General features: G+C 72.1%; 20 protein-coding genes. 10 read left to right on the top strand and 10 right to left on the bottom strand.

Annotated elements, in window-relative coordinates:
- A complete protein-coding gene (locus F7R91_RS35020) occupies window positions 1–618 on the bottom strand; it encodes a TetR/AcrR family transcriptional regulator (RefSeq protein ID WP_225320969.1) in 618 nt (205 codons plus the stop codon).
- A gap of 107 nt (window positions 619–725) precedes the next feature.
- On the opposite strand from F7R91_RS35020, the gene F7R91_RS35015 reads away from it, so the two are divergent.
- Genes F7R91_RS35015 through F7R91_RS34995 form a run of 5 tightly spaced genes read left to right on the top strand, consistent with a single transcriptional unit; the run spans window position 726 to window position 7451 of the window.
- Window positions 726–1928: an alpha/beta hydrolase family protein gene (locus F7R91_RS35015; protein ID WP_150956545.1), complete on the top strand. Its 1203-nt coding sequence runs from the start codon at window positions 726–728 to the stop codon at window positions 1926–1928.
- Window positions 1925–3397 carry an MFS transporter gene (locus F7R91_RS35010; protein WP_150956542.1) on the top strand — a complete coding sequence of 491 codons (1473 nt, stop codon included), beginning with the start codon at window positions 1925–1927 and terminating at the stop codon, window positions 3395–3397. The genes F7R91_RS35015 and F7R91_RS35010 overlap by 4 nt, the downstream gene beginning before the upstream one ends.
- Before the next feature lie 6 nt (window positions 3398–3403).
- Window positions 3404–4579, top strand: coding sequence for a thiolase family protein (locus tag F7R91_RS35005; protein WP_150956539.1), 1176 nt, complete (start codon window positions 3404–3406; stop codon window positions 4577–4579).
- Entirely contained in the window at window positions 4576–6537 is a 1962-nt protein-coding gene (locus F7R91_RS35000) for an AMP-binding protein (RefSeq protein ID WP_191971780.1), read from the top strand. The genes F7R91_RS35005 and F7R91_RS35000 overlap by 4 nt, the downstream gene beginning before the upstream one ends.
- A 35-nt stretch (window positions 6538–6572) precedes the next feature.
- Entirely contained in the window at window positions 6573–7451 is an 879-nt protein-coding gene (locus tag F7R91_RS34995; RefSeq protein ID WP_191971779.1) for an MBL fold metallo-hydrolase, read from the top strand.
- On the opposite strand, the gene F7R91_RS34990 is transcribed toward F7R91_RS34995, so the two are convergent.
- From F7R91_RS34990 to F7R91_RS34950, 9 genes are read right to left on the bottom strand one after another with little or no spacing between them, the layout of a single operon-like run.
- Complete coding sequence (locus F7R91_RS34990; protein ID WP_150956529.1) at window positions 7390–8196, bottom strand: thioesterase II family protein; 807 nt, start codon at window positions 8194–8196, stop codon at window positions 7390–7392. The two genes, F7R91_RS34995 and F7R91_RS34990, sit on opposite strands and share 62 nt — an antisense overlap.
- Window positions 8193–9302 carry an alpha/beta fold hydrolase gene (locus F7R91_RS34985; RefSeq protein WP_191971778.1) on the bottom strand — a complete coding sequence of 370 codons (1110 nt, stop codon included), beginning with the start codon at window positions 9300–9302 and terminating at the stop codon, window positions 8193–8195. Before F7R91_RS34985 ends, F7R91_RS34990 begins: the two co-directional genes overlap by 4 nt.
- Complete coding sequence (locus F7R91_RS34980) at window positions 9299–9580, bottom strand: hypothetical protein (RefSeq protein ID WP_150956523.1); 282 nt, start codon at window positions 9578–9580, stop codon at window positions 9299–9301. The genes F7R91_RS34985 and F7R91_RS34980 overlap by 4 nt, the downstream gene beginning before the upstream one ends.
- Window positions 9577–9816 (bottom strand): phosphopantetheine-binding protein, encoded by a 240-nt coding sequence (locus F7R91_RS34975; protein WP_150956520.1) that lies wholly within the window; start codon window positions 9814–9816, stop codon window positions 9577–9579. The genes F7R91_RS34980 and F7R91_RS34975 overlap by 4 nt, the downstream gene beginning before the upstream one ends.
- Window positions 9813–11747, bottom strand: a complete 1935-nt coding sequence (locus F7R91_RS34970) for an HAD-IIIC family phosphatase (protein ID WP_150956517.1) — start codon at window positions 11745–11747, stop codon at window positions 9813–9815. Before F7R91_RS34970 ends, F7R91_RS34975 begins: the two co-directional genes overlap by 4 nt.
- Entirely contained in the window at window positions 11744–12766 is a 1023-nt protein-coding gene (locus F7R91_RS34965; RefSeq protein WP_150956514.1) for a 3-oxoacyl-ACP synthase III family protein, read from the bottom strand. Before F7R91_RS34965 ends, F7R91_RS34970 begins: the two co-directional genes overlap by 4 nt.
- A complete protein-coding gene (locus F7R91_RS34960; protein WP_150956512.1) occupies window positions 12766–15822 on the bottom strand; it encodes a type I polyketide synthase in 3057 nt (1018 codons plus the stop codon). The genes F7R91_RS34965 and F7R91_RS34960 overlap by 1 nt, the downstream gene beginning before the upstream one ends.
- Window positions 15819–16148, bottom strand: coding sequence for an acyl carrier protein (locus tag F7R91_RS34955; RefSeq protein WP_150956509.1), 330 nt, complete (start codon window positions 16146–16148; stop codon window positions 15819–15821). Before F7R91_RS34955 ends, F7R91_RS34960 begins: the two co-directional genes overlap by 4 nt.
- A 35-nt stretch (window positions 16149–16183) precedes the next feature.
- Window positions 16184–18004 carry a fatty acyl-AMP ligase gene (locus tag F7R91_RS34950; protein ID WP_225320968.1) on the bottom strand — a complete coding sequence of 607 codons (1821 nt, stop codon included), beginning with the start codon at window positions 18002–18004 and terminating at the stop codon, window positions 16184–16186.
- A 356-nt stretch (window positions 18005–18360) separates the two neighbouring features.
- Between F7R91_RS34950 and F7R91_RS34945 the strand changes: the two genes are divergently transcribed.
- From F7R91_RS34945 to F7R91_RS34925, 5 genes are all read left to right on the top strand, one after another.
- Window positions 18361–19014 (top strand): 4'-phosphopantetheinyl transferase family protein, encoded by a 654-nt coding sequence (locus tag F7R91_RS34945; RefSeq protein WP_191971777.1) that lies wholly within the window; start codon window positions 18361–18363, stop codon window positions 19012–19014.
- 222 nt (window positions 19015–19236) lie between these two features.
- Window positions 19237–20844 (top strand): DHA2 family efflux MFS transporter permease subunit, encoded by a 1608-nt coding sequence (locus F7R91_RS34940; RefSeq protein WP_150956504.1) that lies wholly within the window; start codon window positions 19237–19239, stop codon window positions 20842–20844.
- A 5-nt stretch (window positions 20845–20849) separates the two neighbouring features.
- A complete protein-coding gene (locus F7R91_RS34935; RefSeq protein WP_150956499.1) occupies window positions 20850–21536 on the top strand; it encodes a TetR/AcrR family transcriptional regulator in 687 nt (228 codons plus the stop codon).
- A complete protein-coding gene (locus F7R91_RS34930) occupies window positions 21533–22747 on the top strand; it encodes an alpha/beta hydrolase family protein (RefSeq protein ID WP_150956497.1) in 1215 nt (404 codons plus the stop codon). The genes F7R91_RS34935 and F7R91_RS34930 overlap by 4 nt, the downstream gene beginning before the upstream one ends.
- Before the next feature lie 312 nt (window positions 22748–23059).
- Window positions 23060–23875, top strand: a complete 816-nt coding sequence (locus F7R91_RS34925; protein ID WP_225320967.1) for an AfsR/SARP family transcriptional regulator — start codon at window positions 23060–23062, stop codon at window positions 23873–23875.
- Window positions 23876–24539: the final 664 nt, after the last annotated feature.

Below are 24539 nucleotides of genomic sequence, written 5' to 3'. Positions count from 1 at the left end.
TCAGCGGCTGGCGGCGAGTGCCGCGAGGACGGCGCGGGTGAGGCGGGCGATGTAGGCGTCGTCGGTGGGGCCGCCCACGGCGAGCATCCTGAAGTACAGCGGGGCGCCGAACAGGTCGACGGCCAGGCCCATGTCGATGTCGGCCGGGAGCTCGCCGCGGTCGATCGCCTGGTGCAGGAGTGCCGCCACGGCCGCGCGCCGGGGCGCGAGGACCGCCTCGTGGAGGGCGGCACTCAGGGAGGGGTTGCGGGCCGACTCGGCCACCAGGTCGGGGATGATCCGGCCGACGAGCGGATGGCGGAGGTCGGCCATGGTGTCCCGGACGAACCGTTCGACATCGTCGTGCAGCGACCCGGAGTCGGCGGTCACGGGGAGGTGTTCGGCGGCGGCCTCGGAGACCAGTTCCACCACCATCGCCTCCTTGGAGGGCCAGCGACGGTAGAGCGCCGCCTTGCCGACCCGGGCCCGGCGGGTCACGGCCTCCATCGACATCCGGGCGAACCCGGTCCCGGCCAGCTCCTCGAACACCGCCCGCCTGATCGTCTCGGTCACGGATTCCCGCAGTGCCGCGGCGCCCGTGGCTCTGCGGTCGACATCGTTCCGGCTGGTCGATTCCACTGCGGGAGATTAGCACCGGACGGAACGGTTGCGTTCCGTTCGGTCCGGGTGTACGTTCCGCGCGACGGAACGGACCTGTTCCGTTCCGTCTCGGGAAAGGGGTCCCGATGAAGTTCCTCTTCGACGACGCGGCGTTTTCCTTCCAGGCGCTGCGCACGGCCGGGCACGCCGCCTACGCCGGCGCGGATCTCGGCGAGGTCCTGGTCACCTGCCGGAACATCCCCGAAGGCGACGAGGCGGCCTGGTACCGGGAGTGGACCGCGGTCGCCGAACGCCTCCGGCACATCGGTGCCGAGGCACTCGCGGCCGGCCACCGGGTCAGCGCCCGCGAGGCCTTCCTCAGGGCCTCGAACTACTACCGCACCGCCGACTTCTTCCGCGTCGAGGACCGGGACGGCGACCCCGAGTCCGCCCGGCTCGCCCGGTGCTCGCGGCAGACGTTCGCAGAGGCAGCAGAGCTGTTCGACACCCCCGTGGTGCCCCTGCGGATCCCCTACGGGGACACCACCCTGCCGGGATATCTGTTCCTCGCGGACGACACGGGCCGCCGCCGGCCCACCCTGATCCACCACGGCGGCTACGACTCCACCCTGGAGGAGCTGTACTTCATGGTGGCCGGCGGGGCGCTGCGCCGCGGCTACCATGTGCTCGCCTTCGAAGGACCAGGCCAGCAGTCCGTCCGGCGGGAGCAGGGACTGCTCTTCCGGCCGGACTGGGAACACGTGGTCACACCCGTCGTGGACCACGCCCTGACCCGCCCGGAGACGGACCCCGGAAGCCTCGTGCTGTTCGGCACCAGCTTCGGCGGACTGCTGGCCGCCCGCGCCGCCGCCTTCGAGAACCGCTTCGCCGCATGCGTCCTGCACAACGGGATCTACGACTTCTACGAGGTCCCCCTCCGCGGCATTCCGCCCTACCTCGGCGAGTGGGTGACGGACGGCCGGGACGACGTGGCCGGGCCCGCGCTGGCCGTCAGCATGGCCCAGAGCACCCGGGTGCGCTGGTTCCTGCAGCACGGCATGTGGGTCTTCGGGGCCAAGACGCCCCCCGAGGCGCTGCGCGCCTGCGCGCCGTGCAACCTCGACGCCACGGTCGAACACCTCACCTGCCCCACGCTCGTCCTCGACGCGGAGAACGACCTCGTCTTCCAGGGCGAGGCGCAGCGGGTGCACCAAGCGCTGCGCTGCCAGAAGGACCTGATGGTGTTCACCGCCGCCGAAGGGGCCGGTGAACACTGCCAGGAGGGCGCGGCATTCCGCTTCCACCAGCGAGTCTTCGACTGGCTCGACGAACGGCTGGCCCGCGCATGACCGTCGAGGCGGGCACCGTGCCGACCACGGCAGCCGGCAACCGGCGCCGGGCGCGCACCGTCCTCGCCCTGCTGGCGCTGTTCATCGTCGTCAACGCCGCCGACAAGGCCGTCCTCGGCCTGACCGCGGACCCCATCAGGGACGACCTCGGGCTCTCCGCCACCGAGTTCGGCACCATCGCCAGCAGCTTCTACCTCCTGTTCAGCCTCTCGGCCGTCTCGGTCGGCTTCCTCGGCGACCGCATCCACCCCCGGCCCCTGCTCGCCGTGCTCGCCCTGGTCTGGGCAGCGGCGCAAATGCCGATCCTCCTCCCCGCCTCAGGGTTCGGCGCGCTCGTCGCGACCCGGATCGTGCTCGGTGCGGGCGAGGGGCCGGGCTTCCCGCTGGCCAACTACACCGCGTTCACCTGGTTTCCGGCCAAGCGGCGCGCCCTGCCCTCCGCCGTCGTGGTCGCGGGCGGCGCGGGCGGCACCGTCCTGGCCGCCCCGCTGGTCCTCCTGGTCAGCAACACCCTCGGCTGGCGGGCCGCGTTCGGCCTGCTCGGGGTCGTCGGCGTGGTGTGGACCCTCGTCTGGATGCGGGTCGGAGGTGGTGGGCCGTACAGCGCACACCTGGGTCCGGGACCTGCGGATGACGAACCGTCGTCAGGGGACACCCCGTCGGCACCGGATGCCCCGTCAGTACCGGATGCCCCGTCGATGGAGGACGCCCGGTCGGCACAGGCCGCCGGGCAGCGTCCCGCCGCCCCCTTTCGACGCATCGTCACCACGGGCACCTGGCTCGGGGCGACCTTCTCCACCTTCGCGGTCATGTGGACGCTCTCCCTGGGGTTCGCCTGGCTGCCCCTCTTCCTTGAGGAGCAGGCGGGCTTCAGCGACACGGAGATCAGCGGGATCATCGGACTGCCCGCCCTGTCCATGGCCGTCCTGGTCCTCACCGGAGGAGCCGTCGCGCACGGGCTGCTGCGCAGAGGGGTGACCGCCCGGGTCGCACAGGGACTGGTCGGCGCGCTGCTGCCGCTCATCGCCGGCGTATGTCTGCTGCTCGCGACCCGGGTCGGTCCCGCCGCCCTGCTGCTGCCGCTGCTGGTCCTGGCGTTCTCCGCGGGCAACGGCCAGACCCCGCTGACCAATGCGGCGATCGCGGACATCTGCCCGGCCGGCCGGCGCAGCGCCGCCCTGGGACTGTCATACGCCCTCGCCGCTCTCTCCAGCCTGCTCGCCCCCTATGTCACCGGGCGGATCATCGACGCGGCGCCCACGGAGGCCGTCGGCTACGGCCGTGCCTTCGACCTGGCCGCCTGCCTGCTGATCGCCGGTGCCGTGCTCTCGGCGCTCCTGATCCGACCCGACCGGGACGCCCTCACCCTGCTCGCCGCACACCCCGCCACGCCCACAGCCAGTGACTCCACGACGGCCAGTGCGTCCAGCGCGTCCGGCCCGGACACGGAGCCCTCAGCGAAGGAGTGACCCCCGATGCCCGTAGACATCGCCGTCGTCCACGGGGCGCGTACCCCGATCGGCCGGTACAAGGGCGCACTGAGCTCGGCTCCCGCGCACCGGCTGGGCGCACTCGTGATCCACGAGGCGGTCGCCCGCGGCGGGCTGGACCTCGGCGCCGTGGACGAGGTCGTCCTGGGCTGTGTGGGCCAGGTGGGCCCCGACGCCTTCAACGCCCGGCGTGCGTGCCTGGCCGCCGGACTGCCCGTGACGACCACCGCGTACAACGTCAACAGACTGTGCGGGTCCGGGCTCCAGGCCGTCTGGTCGGCCGCGCAGAGCCTCACCCTCGGCGAGGCCGACGTCGTCGTGGCGGGCGGCAACGAGTCGATGACCCGTCAACCCCTGCTGGACTACCGCGAACGAGCCCGTGACGAGGTACCGGGTGAACCGATCGTCGACGGCACGATCTCCCTGGTCACCGACCCCTTCGGGGGCTACCCGATGGGCATGACGGGGGAGGTGGTGGCGGACCGGTACCACATCTCGAGGCAGCGCCAGGACCGGTGGGCGGCCGAGAGCCAGCGCCGGGTCGCGGTCGCCGTCGACGAAGGACGCTTCGACGAGCAGATCGTGCCCGTGGCCACCCGGGACGGGGTCGTCGAGCGGGACGAGCACCCCCGGCCCGGCACCACGGTGGAGAAGCTCACGAGCCTGGCTCCCGTCTTCTCGGAGAACGGCACGATCACCGCAGGGAACTCCGCCGGCATCAACGACGGTGCCGCCGCCGTGCTGTTGATGCGCTCGGCCGACCTCGTCCCCGGCGCGGCACCGCTGTGCCGGCTGCGTGACGCGGTCGTCACCGCGCTGGAGCCGGAGATCATGGGCGTCGCTCCGGCCGAGGCGATCCGCACCCTGCTGCGCCGTAACGGCCTCACCCCCGACGCGATCGACGTGATCGAACTCAACGAGGCGTTCGCGGCCCAGGTCCTGGCCGTCATGGACGGACTCAAGCTCGATCCGGACCGTGTCAATCCCAACGGCGGGGCGATCGCCCTGGGCCATCCCGTCGGCGCCACGGGAACCGTCCTGTTGCTCAAGGCGGCGTACGAACTGCGGCGCACCGGCGGCCGGTTGGGCGTCGTCGCCCTATGCATCGGCGGCGGGCAGGGCATCGCCGCACTGATCGAGAACCCGGGCGGGACCCGATGAGTGCCTACGTCTGGCATCCGACACCGGAGTTCACCGAGCACGGCAACATCGCGGCCTTCTGCCGCAGCCACGGCGTCGCCGGCGGGTACCGGGAACTGCAGGCCAGGTCAGCCGCCGACCCCGAGTGGTTCTGGGACCGGGCCGCGGCGGACATCGGCATCGTCTGGCACACGCGTCCCACGCGCGTGTGCGAAGACACCGGGGGCATCGCCTTCACCCGCTGGTTCCCCGGTGGACGCACCAACCTCGTCGACTCCTGTCTCGACCGCCATCTGCGGCAGGGCAGCGGACCGGCGCCCGCACTGCGCTGGGAACGCGAGGACGGCACCGGGGGAGTCCTCACCTACGACGACGTCGCCGCCCTCAGTGCCCGGGTGGCGGGCGGACTGCTCGGCCTCGGGGTGAGGGAGGGCGACCGGGTGGCCGGGTATCTGCCGCCCGGTCCCGAGGCCTTCGTCCTGCTCTTCGCCTGCGCCCGCATCGGTGCCGTCCTGGTGCCGCTGTTCTCCGGCTTCGGCGCCGAGGCGATCGCGATACGCCTCGTCGACGCCGGCGCGCGGGTCCTGGTCACCGCCGCGGCCACCACCCGGCACGGCCGGAGGCACGACATGGAAACGGTGGCCCGTACGGCTCTTCGGAAAGCCAGGTGCGTACGTCATCTCGTCGTCGTGTCCGAAGAGTCGGGCAGCAGGGTTCTCCAGGAGCCGGGCAGCGGGCCCGCGCCCACGGAGCCCGCCACGACGACCTGGCACCGGCTCGCCGACACCGAGCCCGCAGCAACCGTCTCGCGCCCCGCACAAGCCCCCTTCCTCCTCCTGCACACCTCCGGCACCACCGGCCGCCCCAAGGGTGCGATCCACACCCACGGCGGCTTCCCCGTCCAGGTCGGCAGCGAGACCCGGTACAACCTCGACCTGCGGCCGGACGACGTGGCCTTCTGGGTCACCGACCCGGGCTGGATCATGTTCCCGCTCGTCGCCGTGGGCGCCACCCTTGCCGGCGCCTGCGTGCTGGCGTACGAAGGCGCGATCGACCACCCGGACGCCACCCGTCTGTGGCGGCTGCTGGACGAGCACCGGGTCACCGTCTTCGGCAGCTCGCCCAGCCTGTCCCGCATGCTGATGGGCCGTGACCTGAAGCAGCCGGCCGCACCCCCTTGGCTGCGGGTCCTCGCCTCCACCGGCGAGCCATGGACCGAGGACGCGTGGCGCTGGTACTTCGCCGACTTCGGCGGCAAACGCTGCCCCGTGATCAACATCTGCGGCGGCACCGAGGTCGGCGGCTCCCTGCTCGCCAGCGCGCCCACCCTGCCCCAGTCACCGTGCAGTTTCTCGGGGCCCTGCCTGGGCATCGACGCGGCCATCGAGGACGACGACGGCGCCGAGCCGCCCGAAGGACGGATCGGCGAACTCGTCGTGCGGCGCTCCTGGCCCGGCATGACCCGGGGGCTGTGGCGGGCCCGCGAACGCTTCGTCCACACCTACTTCGGCAGCAGGCCCGGCCGCTGGTCCCACGGCGACCTCGTCTCCCGGACGGGCGAGGAGTGGTTCGTCCACGGCCGCCTCGACGACGTCATCAAGGTGGCGGGCAAACGCCTGGGGCCCGCCGAGGTCGAGGACGCCGTCGTCGGCGACCCGGACGTGGCCGAGACGGCGGCCGTGGGGATACCGCACCCCGTCAAGGGCCAGGCCCTGTGGTGCTTCGTGGTCCCCGAGGCCGGGCGGACCCTCGGCCCACCGGAACTCGAGCGGATCCGCGGGCGGGTGGCCGACGCGCTCGGCCCGGCGTTCCGGCCCGGCCGCGTGATCGCCGTACCGGAGCTGCCCAGGACCCGTAACGGCAAGGTGATGCGGCGGCTCGTCCGCAGCCTCGTCACCGGCGAGACGCCCGGCGACCTGTCCACCCTCGTCAATCCGGCCTGCCTCGACGCGATCCGTACCGCCCTGCACGGCCAGTGACAGCGGGCAACCCGCCCATGGACCAAGGGAGTTCCATGCCGACGATCGACATCCTCCTGCCCGGTTTCGCCCTCGACACCGACCAGGGTTATCCCGCCTTCTGCGGAGTGTTCCTCGTCCGCGGCCCCGACACGGCCGGACGGCACCGGAACATCCTCGTCGACGCCGCCCACGTCGGCCGCCGCCCTTTCCTGTGGAACGCGCTCGCCGCACACGGCCTCGACGCCCAGGACATCGACACCGTGGTCCTCACCCACGCCCACTGGGACCACGTCCAGAACATCGACCTGTTCCCGAACGCCACCCTGGTCCTCCACCCCGACGAGCGCCGCTACGCGCACACCCCGCACGCCAACGACTGGGCCACGCCCGCCTGGACGGGCCTGCTCCTGGAGCAACTCCCCGTCCGCGAGGTCAAGGACGGGGAGGAGATCATCCCCGGAGTGGACATCATCGGCCTGCCGGGACACTCGCCCGGCAGCATCGGCGTGATCGTGCAGACCGACCGGGGAAGCGCCACCATCACCGGCGACGCCCTGCACTTCGCGTACGTCGCCCGCACCAAACGCAACCCCCTGGTGTTCTGGGACGCCGACCTGGCCGCCCGCAGCATCGAGCGGGTCCTCACCGTCTCCGACGTGGTCTACCCGGGCCACGACCGGCCCTTCCGGCTCACCTCGGAGGGCGGCATCGACTACCTGGAGCCCTTCGCGCTCACCCTGACCGGTGTGCGCCCGCACACCCGGGGACTGCGCTTCGCCGACGCCTCGTCACGGCCGGAATGGGTCATGCCCGGCGTTCAGGAACAGCGCTCGCTGTACGCGAAGAACGCCGACGACATCCAGCGGCGGATCAGCCGGGTGCCGCGGGTGGTGCGCCCGGTGCCGCGAGAAGCCGGGCCAGCGCAGGGCTGAGATGACCGAAGAACGGGTCGGGCGCCTGGCGGGGAAAGAAGTGACCGCCCGGGACGGTCGTCATACGGAAACTGTGCACATACCGCCCCCAGGCCCGCACCGCGTCCGGGCGCACCAGCGGGTCGTCGGCGCCGGCGAAGGCCTCGACGTGCAGCGGCAGCCGGGCCCACTCGTCGTCCGGGTCCGGCAGCCCCGCCCGATGGTGGCTCGCGCAGATCCGCAGATCGTCGCGGAGGATCGGCAGCAGCACCCGCAGCCAGTCGTCCCGCCCGAGGAACTGCGGACTCAGGCCGCCGAAGTCCACCAGCAGACGGGCCAGTTCGCGGTCGTCGTAGCGGTCGGGCGGCGGCAGCGTCGGCGCCGCCACCGGGGCCGCGTACGCCCCGAGGAACAGAGCCTCGGGAGGACGGCCGCCCTCGCGCAGCCGGGCCGCCGTCAGCGCGAAGGCCACCATCGCGCCCATGCTGTGCCCGTACGCGGCCCAGGGCCCCTCGTCGAGCCGGGGCGCCAGCTCGCGCCCCAGGGCCCCGACCACCTCCCCCGCGTCCTGGAAGCGGGGCTCGCGATAGCGCGCCTCACGGCCCGGCAACTGCACCGGCAGCACGTCGACACCGGGCGGCAGGCGCCCGGCCCACGAGCTGAAGAAGGAGGCGCCGCCGCCCGCGTGGTGGAAGCAGAACAGCCGCAGCCGGGCGTCCTCGAGGGGCTCCCGGCCGAGGCAGGACACCGCGGCCGTGGTCGTCATGCCGGAGCCCCGGCCGACGTACCGGCGAGACGGCGACGCGCGCGCAGGACCCGGGCCCGGGCCGAGGCCGCCCGGCGCACGGCACTCGCGGTACCCACCATGCGCAGCGCCTGCGACAGCAGCCACAGCCGGGTCTCGGCCGCCTGCTCGGGCCGGCCGCCGAGGGAGCCGGTCTCGACCAGGCGCAGATGCGGCACGCTCCGCTCCAGCAACCGGACGTCGGACGGCGGCGCGATCTCGTCGTCGCGGCCCGCCGCGTACGCCACCGTGGTGCGCAGCCGGGAGAGCCGCTCCTCCTCCACGGCCCAGTCGGCGAGGGAGGCCGGCAGCAGGTCCACCGGCGTCCGCGTCAGATGGGAGAGGGTCAGCGTCATCAGGCGGGGCAGCGGCACGTGGTGCGCGGCGCGGATGAAGAAGTCGCGTACCGGCGCCCCCGCGCTGACCAGTCCCTGCACACGGTTGTCCGCCAGCGCATGCCGCAGGGCCAGATGCCCGCCGAAGCTCAGCCCCACGACGCAGGTGCGGGAGGCGTCGGCGGCACGGCCGAGCAGGTCCACGAGATACGTGAGCATGCCTGTGCTGTCCGTTCCGTAGGTGAGGGTGTTCTCGCCGACGCCGGGCAGTTCGGTGACCACGACGGCCGCGCCGAGCCGGCCGGCGTCGGCGAGCAGTGGGGCCCACTGTTCCTTCGTGCTGGTGATGCCGCCCAGGACGAGGATCAGCGGGAGCCGGTTGCGCTGGGACAGACCGGCCGCCCAGCAGGCGAATCCCGCCCCGTCGAAGGGCAGGTCCAGCCGGGAGATGCCGCGGACCCGCTTGCGCCAGCGGTCGAAGGCCTCCACACCGGCCCGCTGCGCCGCCTCCCGGTCAGGGCCGTCGACGTACGGAAAGCGGGCCATGGTGTAGTAGCGGACCGCCTCCAGATCGCGGCCGCGTGCCTCGGCCGCGAGCGCGAGCGACGACCACTCGTGGGTCCAGCGCCCGGGATTGTCGTCCTGGGTGTCCTCACCGAGGTTCCCCATCACCCGGTGGACGACATCCGCGGGGATGCCCTGGGCGTAGGCGTGCGGGAGGCCGAACCTGCGCAACTCGGCTGCCGGGATCACCGGGTTGTTCCTTTCTCTTCGGGGACACGTGTCTGTCCCTCCTCTTCGGGGACATGTGCCTGCTCCGGGACACATGCGGTGACCCCGCACCCGCCCTGGACGCTCGGCCCGTCCCCGTCCCCGCCCCCGGTGACGAGCCGGGCGAAGGCAGCCCGCATCCGCCTGCCGAGGCCGGGGGAGAGGACCAGGTCCAGCTGGGTGTCCAGGAACAGGGCGTGGAAGTGCAGAAGGGCCGCGGGTTCGGAGGCGGCGGCCGGATCGGCCTGGTGCGTGGTCACCGGCCCACCACCACCTCGTACATCTGCCGGAACGTCCTCGTCTCCAGCAGGTCGACCACCGGGATGCGCCGGCCGACGAGACTCTCCACCACGGTCACCAGCCGCAACAGCAGCACGGAGTCCCATTCGGGGAAGTCGTCCAAGGGCCGGTCGAGGTCCTCGGCCCGGATGTCCAGGCCCAGTTCGTCCTCCAGCAGGATGCGGAACTCTTCGGTGTCGGCGAGGGCGGTGGTCATACGGGGACTCCGTCGAACGGCCCGAACGCGGCCTGCAGCCGCAGATGGGCGGGGGCGGGGGCGATGTCGCCCAGGGCGTGCCGGAAGACCACGGTGTCGGGGTCGTCCGGGTCGGTGCCGGTGACGGCGAAGCCGTGCTCGGCGTAGAAGGAGGCGAAGGCGGTGTTGCGGGGCGTGGGCTGGTAGCGGCCCGTCACGGCGCGGGCGCCGGTGTCCCGGGCGAACTCCAGCACCGCCGACACACAGGCGCTCTCGATGCCCCGGGAGAACACCCGGCAGCTCAGCACGAAGTTGTCGATGCGCAGTATTTCTGCGTCGCGCCGCAGGAACAGGGCGCCGACCAGGCCGTGGTCGCCGAACCGGTCGCGCGCCCGCACCGCGAGGACGTACTGTCCCGGGCGCTCCATCCGCGCCGACACCTGTGGAATCTGCAGGCGTTCGGTGGCCAGGTGGAACTGGTTGGTGCGCAGCGTCAGCTGGGAGACCCGGCCGATCTCCGCGTCGTCCGGCGGCCGCAGGACGACCTCCAGCCCGAGTCCCTCCAGATAGTCCTGGTAGGAGCCGATGTCCTCGCGGAACTCCTGCCGCAGCGCCTCGGTGCGGTAGCGGCCGGCCCGTTCCAGGTCGGCCTCGGTGAGCTCGAACAGATCGAACCAGCCGTCGGCCAGCAGCGCCGCGGGGTGCAGGGCGGGCTCCTCGTCGACCCGCACGACGGCGACTTCAGGCAGCTGCTCGGCGACGAGCCCGCACTCGAAGAGGCTGTCGTCGACGAAGACGAAGCTGTCCAGACCGAGCCCGAGCCGGTCGGCGATGTCGCGGAGATTGTCGTGCTTGGCCTTCCAGTTGGCGTTGACCCGGACGAAGTCCTCCGCGCGCAGCACCATGGCCGGATGGGTGCGCAGCGCCTCCTGCACCGCGTCGGTGTCGTTCTTGCTGCTGACCGCCAGCAGCACGCCCTGGGCACCGAGTTGCCCGAGCACCCGCTGGAACTCCTGGAAGGCCTCGCCCCGCAGCCCGCTGCCGAGTTCGACGCCGCCGGGCCCGTTCTCGCCCAGCACCCCGCCCCACAGCGTGCCGTCCAGATCCAGCACCAGGCACTTGCGGGTGCGGCCCAGACGGGCGCGGACGACATGGGCGGCCTCCCGGGCGTAGGCGGCGAGCAGCGCGTCGGACAGCCGGGCCCGGGCGTACTGCGCGGTGCGGGGATCGCAGGCCGGAACGCCCTCGGCCACCAGCGGATCGAGGTCCACCGTGACCACCCCGGGGTGCTGCTCGGCCAGCGCCAGCAGCCCGCGGTTGAACTCCCGCCACACCGCCCCGAGCCGGGCACGGGAGCGCAGGTCGATCAGCTGCTGGGTGTAACGCCGGTGCAGGGGGACGGTGTTGAGCACGAGCAGGCCCCGCTCGGCCTCCTGGTGGGTGCGCACGGCGCCGGCGAGGAGCGAGAGCCGGGCGCGTGCGGCGGCCTCGACGTCCTCGACCCGCCAGGGCACGGTGACGTCGTCGAAGACGGTGTGCGCGTCGAGCAGGCAGAGCGTGAGCTGCGGCTGGTCCTCGCCGACCGCCGCGGGCCGCATCAGATCCTGCAGATACGAGCCGTACGGTGCGACCTTGGCCTCCAACAGCAGCCCGTGCCGCGCCAGTTCGGCGGTGAGGGGGGCCACCAGCGGGGCCACGGTGGAGTGGCCGGTGACAGCGACGGTCACCACCGGCACATCGGCGTGCCGGCACACCTCCTTGGGGTCGAGCCGGGCCAGCAGCTGCCCGGCGGCCGGCAGATCGGTCGCGGGCATACGTGCCAGCAGGGCCTGCACCCGCGCGTACTGAACGGCGAGGGCGCCCGACCGGTGCAGGGCGCGCAGGGTGGCGAGGGCCTGTGGGTCGTGCCAGGTACCCAAGGCGTCCCGGCTGCGGTTCTCGGTCTCGTTCATGAACGCTCCAGCGCGATACCGGACTTGATCCACTTGCTGGACTCGATGGCGACCGCGACCGCACGCCCTGGCTCCTCCCACCGCCGCAGCAACTCGTCGAGCTGCAGGAACGGCAGGGCGTTGCCGTTGTTGCCGACGGTGCGCACCACGTTGATGCGCCGGGCGTCCGGGGCGGGCATGCCTGCGGAGATGCGGTCGCTCATCCGGCCGGAGAGCTGGGGCGGCAGCAGGAAGTCCAGCCCGTCGGCACCCCAGCCGAGGTCGTCGAGGAGTTCCCAGAACATCTGCCGGGCCATCACCGGCACCGCTTCCTCGATCGCCTTGTAGTCCTCCATGACGGCCGTGCGGTCGCTGTGCCGGTCACCGAGCCCGAACCAGTCGATGACCTGGCCGGGCTCGCGGCCGAGGCCCACCAGCCGGTTGAGCACCTGACGGATCGCGATGCCCTGGCCCATGGCCTCGGTGCTGAGGACGGCCGCGCCGGCCCCGTCGCCGAACAGGACGTAGTTGACGAGTTCGGCGGAGGTACGGCTGCCCGGGTCGAAGTCCGTCTCCAGATGTTTGGCGCACACGTCGCCGCCGATGACCAGCACGGTTTCGCAGCGCCGGGCCAGCAGCAGGGTGCGGGCCACGTCCAGGGCCTGTACGGCGCCGGCGCAGCCGGACTGGAGCTGGTAGGTCGGGACGTTGTCGATGCCGAGCCGGTCCGCGACCAGGTTCACCGTGGCGGGCATCAGATGGTCGGGGGTGGCCGTGCCCATGACGACGCAGTCGATGTCGCCCGGCTCCAGGGCCGCCTCCGCCAGCGCCCGGTCGGCGGCGGTCGTCGCGATGTCGGCCAGGGTGTGCCGTACCTGGCCGGTCGCCAGGTCGACGGCGAAGTACCGGCTGGTGTTGCCGATGAACATCTCGGCCCATGTCTCGTCGACGCCGACGAGTTTGGCCAGGGTCGCGTTGTCCACCGGGTCCCCGGGCAGGCAGGTGCCGACCGAGGCCAGGTACGCGGTGGGCGGGGCCATCAGCGTGTTCCTTCCGAAGTCGCGGGTGCGGCGGGGGCGGCGCCGTCGGCGAGCCGGCCGCGCAGATGGCCGACGAGGTCGGCCACGGTGCGCAGGTTGGCCAGGAGGTCCTCGATCGGGAGCGGCCCGAGCTGCGGCAGCGCGTCCTCGATCCGGGTCTTGAGTTCCATGACGCGGATCGAGTCGAAGCCCAGGTCCTCGTGGAGCCGGTCGTGGTCGTGCACCCGCTGCGGGTCGTGCCCGCCGACCCGGCACACCAATTGGTGTGTCAGTGCGGCGACGGAGTCGGGCAGGCCGGCCGCGGGGGCCGGCGGGCACGATTCCCCGCGGTCCGCGCCACTCGGTACCGCGGGGGAGTCCGCGCCTGGGGGGACGGTCGGCGCGGACGCTTCCGCACGCTCCGGCGCGCCGCCGGAGCGCCAGGAGCGGAACGAGTCGTCGAACAGATACGGCGGCAGCCGGCGGGGCACCCGGTCCGCCTCGGCGTAGAGCAGGCTCCAGTCCGGTGTGAGACCGGCGCACCACAGCTCCCCGAACAGCTGCTGGGGGCGGTGGGCGGGGGCGTGCTCGCCCGGGTGTGCGCTGTGCAGGCTCACGGTGTGGTCCCCGTCCGCGCGCAGCCGTGCGAGCAGCGGGGTGAGCACCGCGCGCGGGCCGATCTCCACCACATGGGTGACGCCGTCGGCGAGGAGAGCGCCCGCGGCCTCGGCGAACCGGACGGGCTCGGTGATCTGCCGCGCCCAGTAGGCGGCGTCCAGGGTCTCCTCGCCGGTCAGCGCCCGGCCGTACACCGTCGAGTAGACCTGGAGCGCGGGCCGCCGGTCGGACACGTCGGCGCACTCGCGGCGGAACTCCTCGACCACGGGCCGCATCAACGGCGAGTGGAAGGCGTGGGAGACGGACAGTCGCCGTAGGGACACTTCGCGTTCGGCCAACTCCTTCTCCACCGCGGCCAGTTGGTCGGCGTCTCCGGCGATCACGGTGGCGTGCGGGCCGTTGACCGCGGCGACACCGAGCCGCTCCCGCCCCGAAAGCAGCGGTTCGACCTCCGTGGCGGCCAGGCCCACCGCCAGCATCCCGCCGTCCTCGGGCAGCTTGTCCATCAGTGCCCCGCGCCGGGCGACCAGCCGCGCCGCGTCCGCCGCGTCCAGTGCCCCGGCGGTGCATGCGGCGGCGAACTCGCCGATGCTGTGCCCGATCACGGACGACGGGCTGATCCCGGCCTCGTCCAGGGCGGCGGCCATCGCGTACTGCACGGCGAACAGTGCGGGCTGGGCCAGCCGTGCACGGTCGGCCTCCGCGTCGCCGTCGAGCACCAGGTCGCGCACGGACACCCCGGTGTGCGGGGCGAGCAGCTGGTCGATCTCGTCGAGGTGGCGGGCGTAGGAGGGGCACGACCGGTACCAGGACGCGGTCATACGAGGGTGCTGGGCGCCCTGCCCGGTGAAGGCGAACGCCACCGACGGTGCCCCGCGCCGCCCGCCGTCCACCTTGCGGGACGCCCCGGCGCGTTCGGCGGCCGCGCGCAACTCGGCGACCAGCGTGGGCAGATCGGCCGCGGCCACGGCCGCCCGGTGCGGCAGCCGGGACTTGACGCGGTTGCTGGTCCAGCACAGCTGCGCCAGCTGGTTCTCTGGACGCCGGGACAGGGCGTCGGCCTGCGCCAGCAGATTCGCGCGCAGCCGCTCCGGGGTGCGGGCGGAGACGGTGAACACGCCCGGTGCCGTGTGCCGGCTGCGGTGGACGGCGCGCGGCGCGGTGGCCAGCACCGCGTGCGCGTTGCTGCCACCCATCCCGAAACTGCTCACCGCGGCATGCACGGTGCCCGACGGCAGCCTGAGCGGCGACTTCAGCAGGGACAGCCGCCGCCCGGCCAGGTCCAGTTTCGGGTTCTCGTCGTCGGCGAACCGGCTCGGCGGCACCGTGCGGTGGTGCAGTGCGAGGACGGCCTTGACGAGCCCGGCGATCCCGGCCGCGCCCTCGGCGTGCCCGAAGTTGCTCTTGACCGAGCCCAGCGCGACGCTGCCGCCGCTGCGGCCGCCGGTCAGCTCGCCGAGCGCCTGGGCCTCGATGAAGTCGCCGAGCAGGGTCCCGGTGCCGTGCGCCTCCACGAAACGGATGTCGTCGGCGGTCAGGCCCGCCCGCCGCCACACGGACTCGATCAGCTGCTGCTGCGCCCATCGGTTGGGCGCCGTGATGCCGTTGCTGCGGCCGTCCTGGTTGATCCCGGTCTCCTGCAGTACGGCGTACACCGGCTGACGGTCCGCCAGGGCGTCGCTCAGCCTGCGCAGCACCAGGACCGCCACGCCCTCGGCCCGTCCGATCCCGTCGGCTGCGGCGCTGAACGGCTTGCAGCGGCCGTCCGGCGCCGAGAGACCCGCCTGGGCGTAGAAGATGTTGATGACCGGCGTCATGATCAGGTTGGTGCCGGCCGCGAGGGCGTGGTCGCACTCACGGGCGCGCAGCGAGTTCACCGCGAGGTGGACCGCGACGAGCGAGGAGGAGCAGGCCGTGTCCACCGCCAGACTGGGGCCCCTGAGGTCGAGGTGGTACGAGACCCGGTTCGCGCCCATGAAGTAGCCGTTGCCGGAGCCGTAGCGGGCGGTGATCCGGTCGTAGTCGGTCAGGTGCAGATACGCCCACTCGTTGGCCATCACGCCGACGAACACACCGGTCTCGGTGCCGGCCAGCTCCTGCGGGGCGAGCGTGGCGTCCTCGATGGCCCGCCAGGAGCACTGCAGCAGCAGCCGCTGCTGCGGGTCCATGGCGGCGGCCTCCCGCGGTGCGATCCCGAAGAAGGCGGGGTCGAAGGCGTCGGGGTCGGCGATGAAGCCACCGCGCACGGTGTTGGTGCGGCCCGGCGGCCGGGCCTCGTGGGTGCTCTGCGGGGAGGCGGGCGGTGGGGCGTGGTACCGGTCGGCGTCCCAGCGCTGCTCGGGCACGCGCTCGGTGCCGTCACGTCCGTCCATGAGGAGCGACCAGTACTCCTGGGCGTCGCGGGCGCCGGGGAAGCGGCAGTCGAGACCGACGACCGCGATGGGTTCACGCTCGGTCATGTCGAGACCTCGTCGGGCTTCGCCCTGTCGGCCAGGCGTTCGGCGAGGTGACCGGCGATCTCGTGGACGGTCGGGAAGTCGTAGGCGATGGTGGGGGCAACCGCGAGCCGGTGGTGCTCCTCGATCTCGCCGCAGATGCTGATCGCCGCGACGGAGTCGATGCCGTAGTCGGCGAGCGGGGTGTCGGGGTCGATCTCGTCGGGTGTGCGGTGCAGATGGAAGGCCACCCGTTCGGTCAGCCACACTTCGAGGTCGCAGGCGTTTCCGTGCGGCAACGGACGGTCCAGGGCTCGGGGGGCGGTACGCGTTTCGGGGGCGATGCTCATGACCTACTTCTCTCTCGGGATCGCGGACTCGGATCTCAGCGGCGGGGTGACCCGGCGGTGGTGGGCTCGGGTGCCGGGTCCGTGGCGGGCGGCCGGGCGGCGACGGCGGGCGCCAGGCGCTGGTGCAGCACGGGAAGGGCGCCGTCGGCGAAGAGCCGCCGCATGAGTGTGCGCTGCGTCTTGCCGCTGGTGGTCTTGCGGATCACCCCGGGCCGTACGAGCACCACGCTCACGGCGGGCAGTTGGAACTGGCGGCTGAGCAGCGCCTGTACGGAGGCGGCGAGATGGGCCAGGGACTCCTCGTTGACGTTCGCGCGGGCCCTGAGTTCCTGCACCACGACCACATGGGCGCGGTCGGACGCCTCGTCGGTGACGCTGAACACCGCGCCGCCGCCGCGCCGGAAGGACTCCCCGGACTCCTGGACGGCCTGCTCGATGTCCTGCGGATAGAGGTTGCGGCCGTGCTGGATGAGCATCTCCTTGATCCGCCCGGTGACATAGAGCTCCTCGTCGAGCAGCGACCCGAGATCGCCGGTGCGGAAGTAGCCGGTCCGGCCGTCCGCCGTCACCGCCCGGAAGGTCTCGGCGGTGAGCTCGCTCCGGTTCCAGTAGCCGGCGGCCACGGACGGTCCGCGCAGCCAGATCTCGCCGACCTGCCCGGCGGGCAGCACCCGCCGGGTCATCGGGTCCACGATCAGCACCTCGGTGTCCGTGGCGCGGCCGCAGCCGACCAGGGTGCGGCTGGGGCGGTCGGTGCGGGCGGGCCGCAGCTCGTCCCGCTCCAACGCCTGGGCATCGACGGTGAGTTCCAGGTGCGGCGCGTCGGGGTCGCTCGCGGAGACCAGCAGGGTGTTCTCGGCCAGGCCGTAGCAGGGGAGCAGGGCCTCGGGGCGCAGACCCGTGTCGGCGAAGCGGCGGACGAAGGCGCGCAGGGTGTCGGCGCGGACCGGCTCGGCCCCGTTGAGCGCCACCCGCAGGCAGGACAGGTCCAGCCCTGCCGACTGCTCCTCGGAGACCCGGCGGACGCACAGTTCGTAGCCGAAGTTGGGCGAGGCGGTGCCCTCCACCCGGTAGTCGTGGATCATGCGCAGCCAGCGGGCCGGCTGTTTGATGAACGAGATCGGTGACATCTGCACGCTGGTGCCGCCCACCCACAGCGGCTGCAGTGTCATGCCGATGAGCCCCATGTCGTGGTAGAGCGGCAGCCAGCTGCCCGCCACGACGCCCTGGGGTGTCTTCATGGCGGAGCGGATGGCCTCCTGGTTGGCGGCGAGGTTGGCGTGGGTGACCATCACGCCCTTGGGCTCGCTGGTGGAACCGGAGCTGTACTGGAGGAAGGCCGTGTCGGTGCCGCGCAGCCGGGGCGCGGTCCACAGGTCGGCATCGGCGCCGTCGTCCTCGTCCGCGCCGGTCGACAGACAGACCACGTCCTGCTCCCCGGAGGCGACCAGCCAGGCGCCGATGGCCTGCCGGTACTGGGGCAGCGTCAGGACCGCTCCCACGTCGGCGTCCCGCAGGATGCCGCTGACCCGGGCCAGCCGTTCGCCGGGCTCGTCGGGCAGCGGCGCCGGAATGGCCGTACGGCCGGCGTAGAAGCAGCCCAGGAAGGCCGTGACGAAGTCCAGGGTCGGCGGGTAGAGCAGCAGGACCGGGCGAGTGGCGTCGCCCTTGGACGCGTGGCGCAGCCGGGTGGCCACGGCGCGGGCCCGCAGGTCCAGTTCCGCGTAACTGAGCTCCTCGGCCCGCATCCCCAGGCCGTCCTCGTGCAGGTATACGAAGGCGGCGCGGTCGGGATGGCGGTCCGCGCCGTTTCGTACGGCGTCCGTCAAGGTTCGGGGGTCAGGCTGGTGCGGCACAGGTTTTCCTTTCCGCGGTCGGTGACCGGTGCGGCATGGAACCTTTGGGAGGCACCGAGTGCCATCCGAGAACTCAGCCTTGAGGTGCCGTGAAAAGGAGACGTAAAGCGAAAATTGGTGCGCACGTCACGGGTTCGGGGTTCTCCGGACGGCCGTCGTCCGAGCGGATACAACGGTGGGTACGCGGATCGGCACAATCAGTGCTGGCACGCGGTGCCGGTCGAAGCGGCGGAGGAGGAGTGGTGATGTCGCCGGACGCAGCACCCGAAGGAGGGCCGGCCCTCGAGGGTTCCTTGCCGATCGGGAGTCCCGTCGGTCCCCTGCCCGCAGCGGGCTGGCACGCTGTCCGTCGGGCCGTGCGGCGGCACGGCTTCGCGGTCTGCCACGGCCGGCTGGACGACTGGGGAGGGCGCGCAGAGGCAGGGGTGCCCGTACGGGACGTGCTCGGACCCGAGTGGCCGCGCTATCGCACGGCGCGCGAACCCCTCGTACGAGCGCGGCTGCTGGGCTCCCGGCTGCTGCTGCGGCACGCCGTGGCCGTCGTGGCCGGCACCGACCCGGGCCGGGTGGCCGTGGGCCGCGACGGGTACGGGCGGCCGGTCCTGCACCGGCCCGCCGGGCTGGACGTGGGCATCAGCCACACGGCCGGGATGCTGGTGGTCGGGGTCGCCCGCGGCCGCCGGATCGGGGTGGACGTCGAGGCGGCGGACCGCTCCCTGCTGGCTCCCGGGCTCGCCGAGAAGTTCTGCCATCCGGACGAACTGGCGGAACTGCGCGGGCTGCCGCTGGCCGAGCGGAACCTGCGGCTGGTGCGCCTGTGGACGCTGAAGGAGGCCTACAGCAAGGCCCTCGGTCTGGGCCTGGCCCTCGACTTCTCCCGCTTGCGTCCCCGTCCCGAACCCCGGGGCGGGAGCTGGCGGTTGGGCCGGACCGCACAAGGCTGGAGCCTGCACTGCGCCGACGTGGGCGGCTTTCTGGTCGCCGCCGCCTTGGGTCCGGTGGACGGGTAGGCGTCTACGGCACGGGAGTTGGCCGAGGTAGCCGGGCCCCGGGCCTTTGCGGGGCCGCTTGTCAACACATCTACGTTCAGGACCCGTTGGGCGAACAATCGAGTCAACGATGTTTCGATACACCATTGACTCGATTGCTCGGCCGGGTCTAGCGTCGACAGGACACGGCACGAATACGGCACTTGGCTCACGCACCCCTCTTCCTTCCGAGGAGCGGAATCCGTGACAACTCAGCCCCGCCTCAAGATCGCCGAGCGGACTTCGGGGACCGCCCACCCGCACCGGTGGCGCGTTCTCGCGGTCCTGCTGGTGAGCCTCCTTCTCGTCGTCCTGGACACGTCGATCCTGAACGTGGCACTGAAGACCCTCGCCGAGCCGGCACCCGTCGGCCTCGGGGCCACGCAGAGCGAGCTGCAGTGGTCGATCGACTCCTACACCCTCGTCTTCGCCGCCCTGCTCTTCACCACCGGCGTCCTGGCCGACCGCTGGGGCCGCAAACGCACCCTGCTGGCCGGCCTCCTCGTCTTCGGCGGCTGCTCGCTGTGGTCCGCCTACGCCGACAGCGCCGGCGAACTGATCGTCGCGCGGGCGGGGCTGGGCGTGGGCGGCGCCCTCGTGCTGCCCGCCACGCTCGCCATCATCATGGCCGTCTTCCCGCCCGCCGAACGCGCCAAGGCCATCGGCATCTGGGCGGGCGCCGCCGGACTCGCCGTGGCGCTGGGACCCATCACCGGCGGCGCCCTGCTCGAACGGTTCTGGTGGGGCTCGGTGTTCCTGATCAACCTGCCCATCGTCGTCATCGGGGTGATCGCCGCCCTCCTCGTCGTCCCGGAGTCCCGCGACCCCGGGCGGACCGGCTTCGACCCGCTCGGCGTCGCCCTCTCCATCGCAGGCCTGACCCTCCTGGTGTACGGCGTGATCAAGGGCGGCGAGTCGGACGACTGGACGGCCGCCGCGGTCTGGGGGCCCATGCTCGGCGGCCTCGCGGTCCTCGCCCTCTTCATTGTCTGGGAGCGCCGCAGCCTCCGCCCCGCACTGGACCTCGCCCTGTTCCGCAACCGCCGCTTCTCCGCCGCCGTGACGGTGATCGGCCTGGTGTTCTTCGCCCTGCTCGGCGCCACCTTCTTCCTGGTCTTCTACCTGCAGAGCGTGCGGGGCTGGACCCCGCTGGAGGCCGGCTGCCTGCTGCTGCCCCTGGCCGTGGCCCAGCTGGCGTTCTCGCCTCCGGCCACGCTGGCCGCCAAGCGCATCGGCGTGGGGCCGGTGTGCACCTGCGGAATGATGCTCACCTCGCTCGCGTTCCTCGCCGTGGCCACCGTCGACGAACACACCGAGATCTGGGTCATCGAGTCCGTCCTGTTCCTCATGGGCCTCGGTATCGCCTGTGTGATGCCCCCGGCGACCTCCGCCGCGATGTCCGCCGTGGCCCAGGACCGGGCCGGCACCGGAGCGGCCGTCAACACCACCTTCCGTCAGGTGGGCGGCGCCCTCGGAGTCGCCGTCCTCGGCTCGGTGCTCTCCGTCGCCTACCGCTCCCGGATCGAGGACCACCTGACGCCGCTGCCCGCCCCGGTCCGCGACAGCGCGCAGGAGTCCGTCGCCGCCACCCTCACCGTCGCGGAGAAGCTGGGGGCGCCCGGCACCGCGCTCGCGGCCCGCGCCGTCGACGCGTTCGTCACCGCCATGCACGTCACCGCCCTCGTCGCGGCCGGCGTCACGTTCCTCGGCGCCCTCGTCTGCCTGCTGCTCCTGCCTTCCCGTACGGCCGCCGAGACACCCGGCGCCGAGGAAGTGCCCGCCACCAAACAGGTCCACACCACGGAGGTCTGAACCGCATGCCGCCCTCTGCCGACCGTCCGGCCGCCGCACCGGGACACACTCCCCGGGGCGGCCGCCAGCGCGACCCCGCCGCCGACCGGGCGATCCTCGACAGCACGCTCGCCCTGCTCAGCGACGGATGCAGCTTCGGCGACCTGTCCATGGACCTGGTCGCCCAGCGCGCCGGTGTCGCCCGCGCCACCATCTACCGACGCTGGCGCAACAAGGAGGAGCTGGTCCTCGCCGCGCTCAGCGCCCTCGACCTGCCGGTGCCGCCGCTCGACGGACTCGGCCTGCGGGACCGGCTGGTGACCCTCGTGGACCAACTGCGCCACCGCGGCCAGGACACCAACCTGCACCGGCTGATCGGCAGCCTGCTCGGCGAGGCGGTCCGGCGCCCCCAACTGGTTCAGCGGTTCGAGGAGACCGTCGTCGCCGCACGGCACGAAGCGATGCTGCGGGCTCTGCGGGACGGCGTCGCCGACGGCGAGTTGCGCGCCGACCTCGACCTGGACGACGCGGTCGAACTGCTCACGGGGCCGATGGCCGCCCGGCTGATCCTTCGTCAACGCCCCGTGGAATCCGTGGCGTTCGCCGAGTCGATCGTCGACACGTTCCTGAACGGAACCCGCACCACCCGTGCCGGGAGACGCCCCGGCACGGCACCGGAGCACGTCCCACCACCACAGGAGCCGCCGCTATGAAGTTCCTCTTCGACGACCCCGCCTTCGACTACCAGGCACTGCGCACCGCCGGCTACGCCGATGACGGCGGTGCGCAGCTCGGCGAGGTCGTCGCGGTCGCCGCGCAGATCCCCGACGGCGACACCGAGGCCTGGCGGCACGCGTGGGCCACGCTCGCCGAACGCGTCCACCTGCTGGGCACCGCGGCCCGCGCGGAGGGCCGCACCGTCGACGCCCGCTCCGCGCTGCTGCGGGCGCACAACTACTACCGGACCGCCGAGTTCTTCCAGCGCGAACAGCAGCGGGACCCGGAGGCACTGCGGTTGATGCGGCTGTCGCGGGAGACCTTCGCCGACGCCGCCGAACTCATGGACCGGCCACCGGAGTTCGTCCGCATCCCCTACGAGGACACCTCGCTGCCCGCCTACTTCTACCGGGTGGACGACTCGGCCGAACCCAGGCCGACGATCATTCACCACGGCGGCCTGGACTCCACCGTCGAGGAGGGCTGGTTCTTCGTGGCAGCGGCGGCCCTCGCCCGCGGCTACAACTGTCTGTGCTTCGAGGGGCCCGGGCAGGGCTCGGTCCTGCGCGAGCAGGGGCTGGTCTTCCGCGCCGACTGGGAGACGGTGGTCACGCCGGTCGTGGACTTCGCGCTGTCCCTGCCCGGTGTGGACCCCGGCCGGCTCATGCTGGTCGGCACCAGCCTCGGCGGCCTGCTGGCGGTGCGGGCCGCGGCGTTCGAGCACCGGCTGGCCAGCTGCGTCGCCCATGACGCGGTCTGGCAGCTGGGCGATGTCGTGTGGCTGCCGCCGTTCGTCATGGAATGGGTCGAGCGGGGCTGCGACGATTTCGCCAACCCCGTGATGTGGGGGATCGCCGCCCAGCAGACCTTCACCCGCTGGCTGCTGCGGCAGACCCTGTGGACCTTCGGCGCCGATACCCCGGCCCAACTCCTGCGCCTGCTGCCCGCCTTCGGCCTGTCGGAAGTCATCGGCCAGGTGCGCTGCCCCATGCTCGTCCTCGACGCGGAGGAAGATCTCTTCTTCGCCGGTCTGGAGCACGCGAAGAAGGTGTACACGGGGCTCAACTCGCCCAAGACGCTGCATGTCTTTACCGCCGATGAGGGCGGCGGAGCGCACTGCCACTCGGGTGCGATGCGGCTGTTCCACGACCGGCTCTTCTCATGGCTGCAGGAATCACTGGGGGCGGACCAGGCGCAGGCGGCCTGACCGGCGGCGCGGCCGCGGCACGTTCTCGGCCCGGACAGCCCGGCCCGCTCACCGGCGGGCCGGGCTCCTGGCTGAACATCATTCGGTGGTCCGGCTCATGGCGGCCGATTTCCTTCGGACGCCCTGATCCGGGCTGCCGGATTTTCATTCTCCTTAATAGGTGCGTAACGAAACGGACTGGCATCATGCAATGACGTCGCATAAGCTTCACGGCAGAGGAGTGAACTGCTGTTTGTGTGGCGCCCCAGACCTGGGGTCGGACGGGGGAACCGTAAATTAGTTGAATGCGTTCAGCGCATTCGGGGGGTTGTCGTGTCCCTGCCCTACTTACAGGCTGACCATCCGCTTCGCTACGAGCTGCTGGGCCGGCTGCGGGTGACCCGCGCCGGAGCCGACCAGACGCCTGACCAGCCCAAGCTCGCCAAACTGCTCGCCCTGCTGCTGATCAGGGCGGGCGAGACCATCCCGGGGGAGAAACTCGTGGCGGAACTCTGGGAGCAGGGTCCGCCGCGCTGCGCGTTCGCGAGCCTGCGCGTGTACGTGTCACAGCTGCGGAAAATCCTGAACGGATCCAGAGGAACGTCGCCGATCGCCACGACATCGCCGGGGTACATCCTCGATGTGAGCGGTGCCACAACCGATTTCCATGACTTCGAGGAGTTCTACACCCGTGGCCGAGAACGATATGGCGCGGGCGATTTCCAGCGGGCATCCGAACTGCTCCGCAGGGCGCTGTCACTGTGGCGGGGCCCTGTCCTGGAGGGAATTCAAGGATCGTTGGACATTGAATCGTTCGTTGCCGTCCAGGAGGAAAAACGGCTGAACTGCACCGAACTGAGCATCGACGCCACGCTGGCACTCGGCCGCCACCACGAAGTGATCGAGGACCTGAAGGGCCTCCTCGTCCGCCACCCCCTGCGCGAGCCCTTCTACCGCCAACTGATGGTCGCCCTGTACCGGGCCGGCCGTCAGGGGGACGCGCTGGGGACATACCGCAACGCCCGCCGCGTGATCAGAGAGGAACTGGGCGTCGAGCCGGGCCCGACACTGCGCGTCGCCCACGAGGCCATCCTCCGGGCCGACCCGGCCCGCCTGGAGGCCGCCGGCGTGGTCCCCGCCATCCGCTGACCGCGGGGCCGGTGCACCCCGGCGCGCTTTATACGGCATTTGCGGCCGCTTAACCGCCCCCGCATACGGTGCAGTTGACCCCCGCACCAGGCGGGGGGAGCTGAGATGCCGTGCTCAGCCGTGTATGCCGGGCACCGGCCACGGTGCCGTGACCGTGGCCCGGGTGCGGGCGCGGAAGACGGCCGAACCCGTGCCGAGGAGCCCGCCTGTGCCACGCGCACGTTGCCTGACCGGACCTCCGCCGCCGCACCGGCGGAGGTCTGCGTACCGCGACCTCTCAGTCCGACTGAGTTTCGCGTCCGGTTCCGTCGACGCTGCTCGCCAGACCCGGACAGCCCGCGCTCAGCAGTCGTTCGAACCAATCCCCCCGGGTACCCGGTGCTGCGAAGTCGCGCTTGGGGCTAGCGAACCTGTCGGTCTTCTTTGTCGGCTGGGCCTTGCCGGACTTGCGATGGCCTCCACGGGGGAGGAAACGGACACGGCGGAGCAGGACAGGGAAAGCCGAGTCGCCCTTTGGGGGATGGGCGTCACGGGGCGCTAGTGCTGCTCCGCGCAAGTTCGTGGAGGGGTGTTGGGGCATCAGGAAGTTTTGAGCGGGGTGCCGTCGTAGGTCCAGCGGTAGGGCTTGGCGGTGGTGTTGTGGTTGATCACGTAGGTGTCCAGT

It is taken from the genome of Streptomyces luteolifulvus, assembly GCF_008806595.1.
Classification (GTDB): domain Bacteria; phylum Actinomycetota; class Actinomycetes; order Streptomycetales; family Streptomycetaceae; genus Streptomyces; species Streptomyces luteolifulvus.
This window is presented reverse-complemented; position numbering and strand designations above follow the sequence as displayed.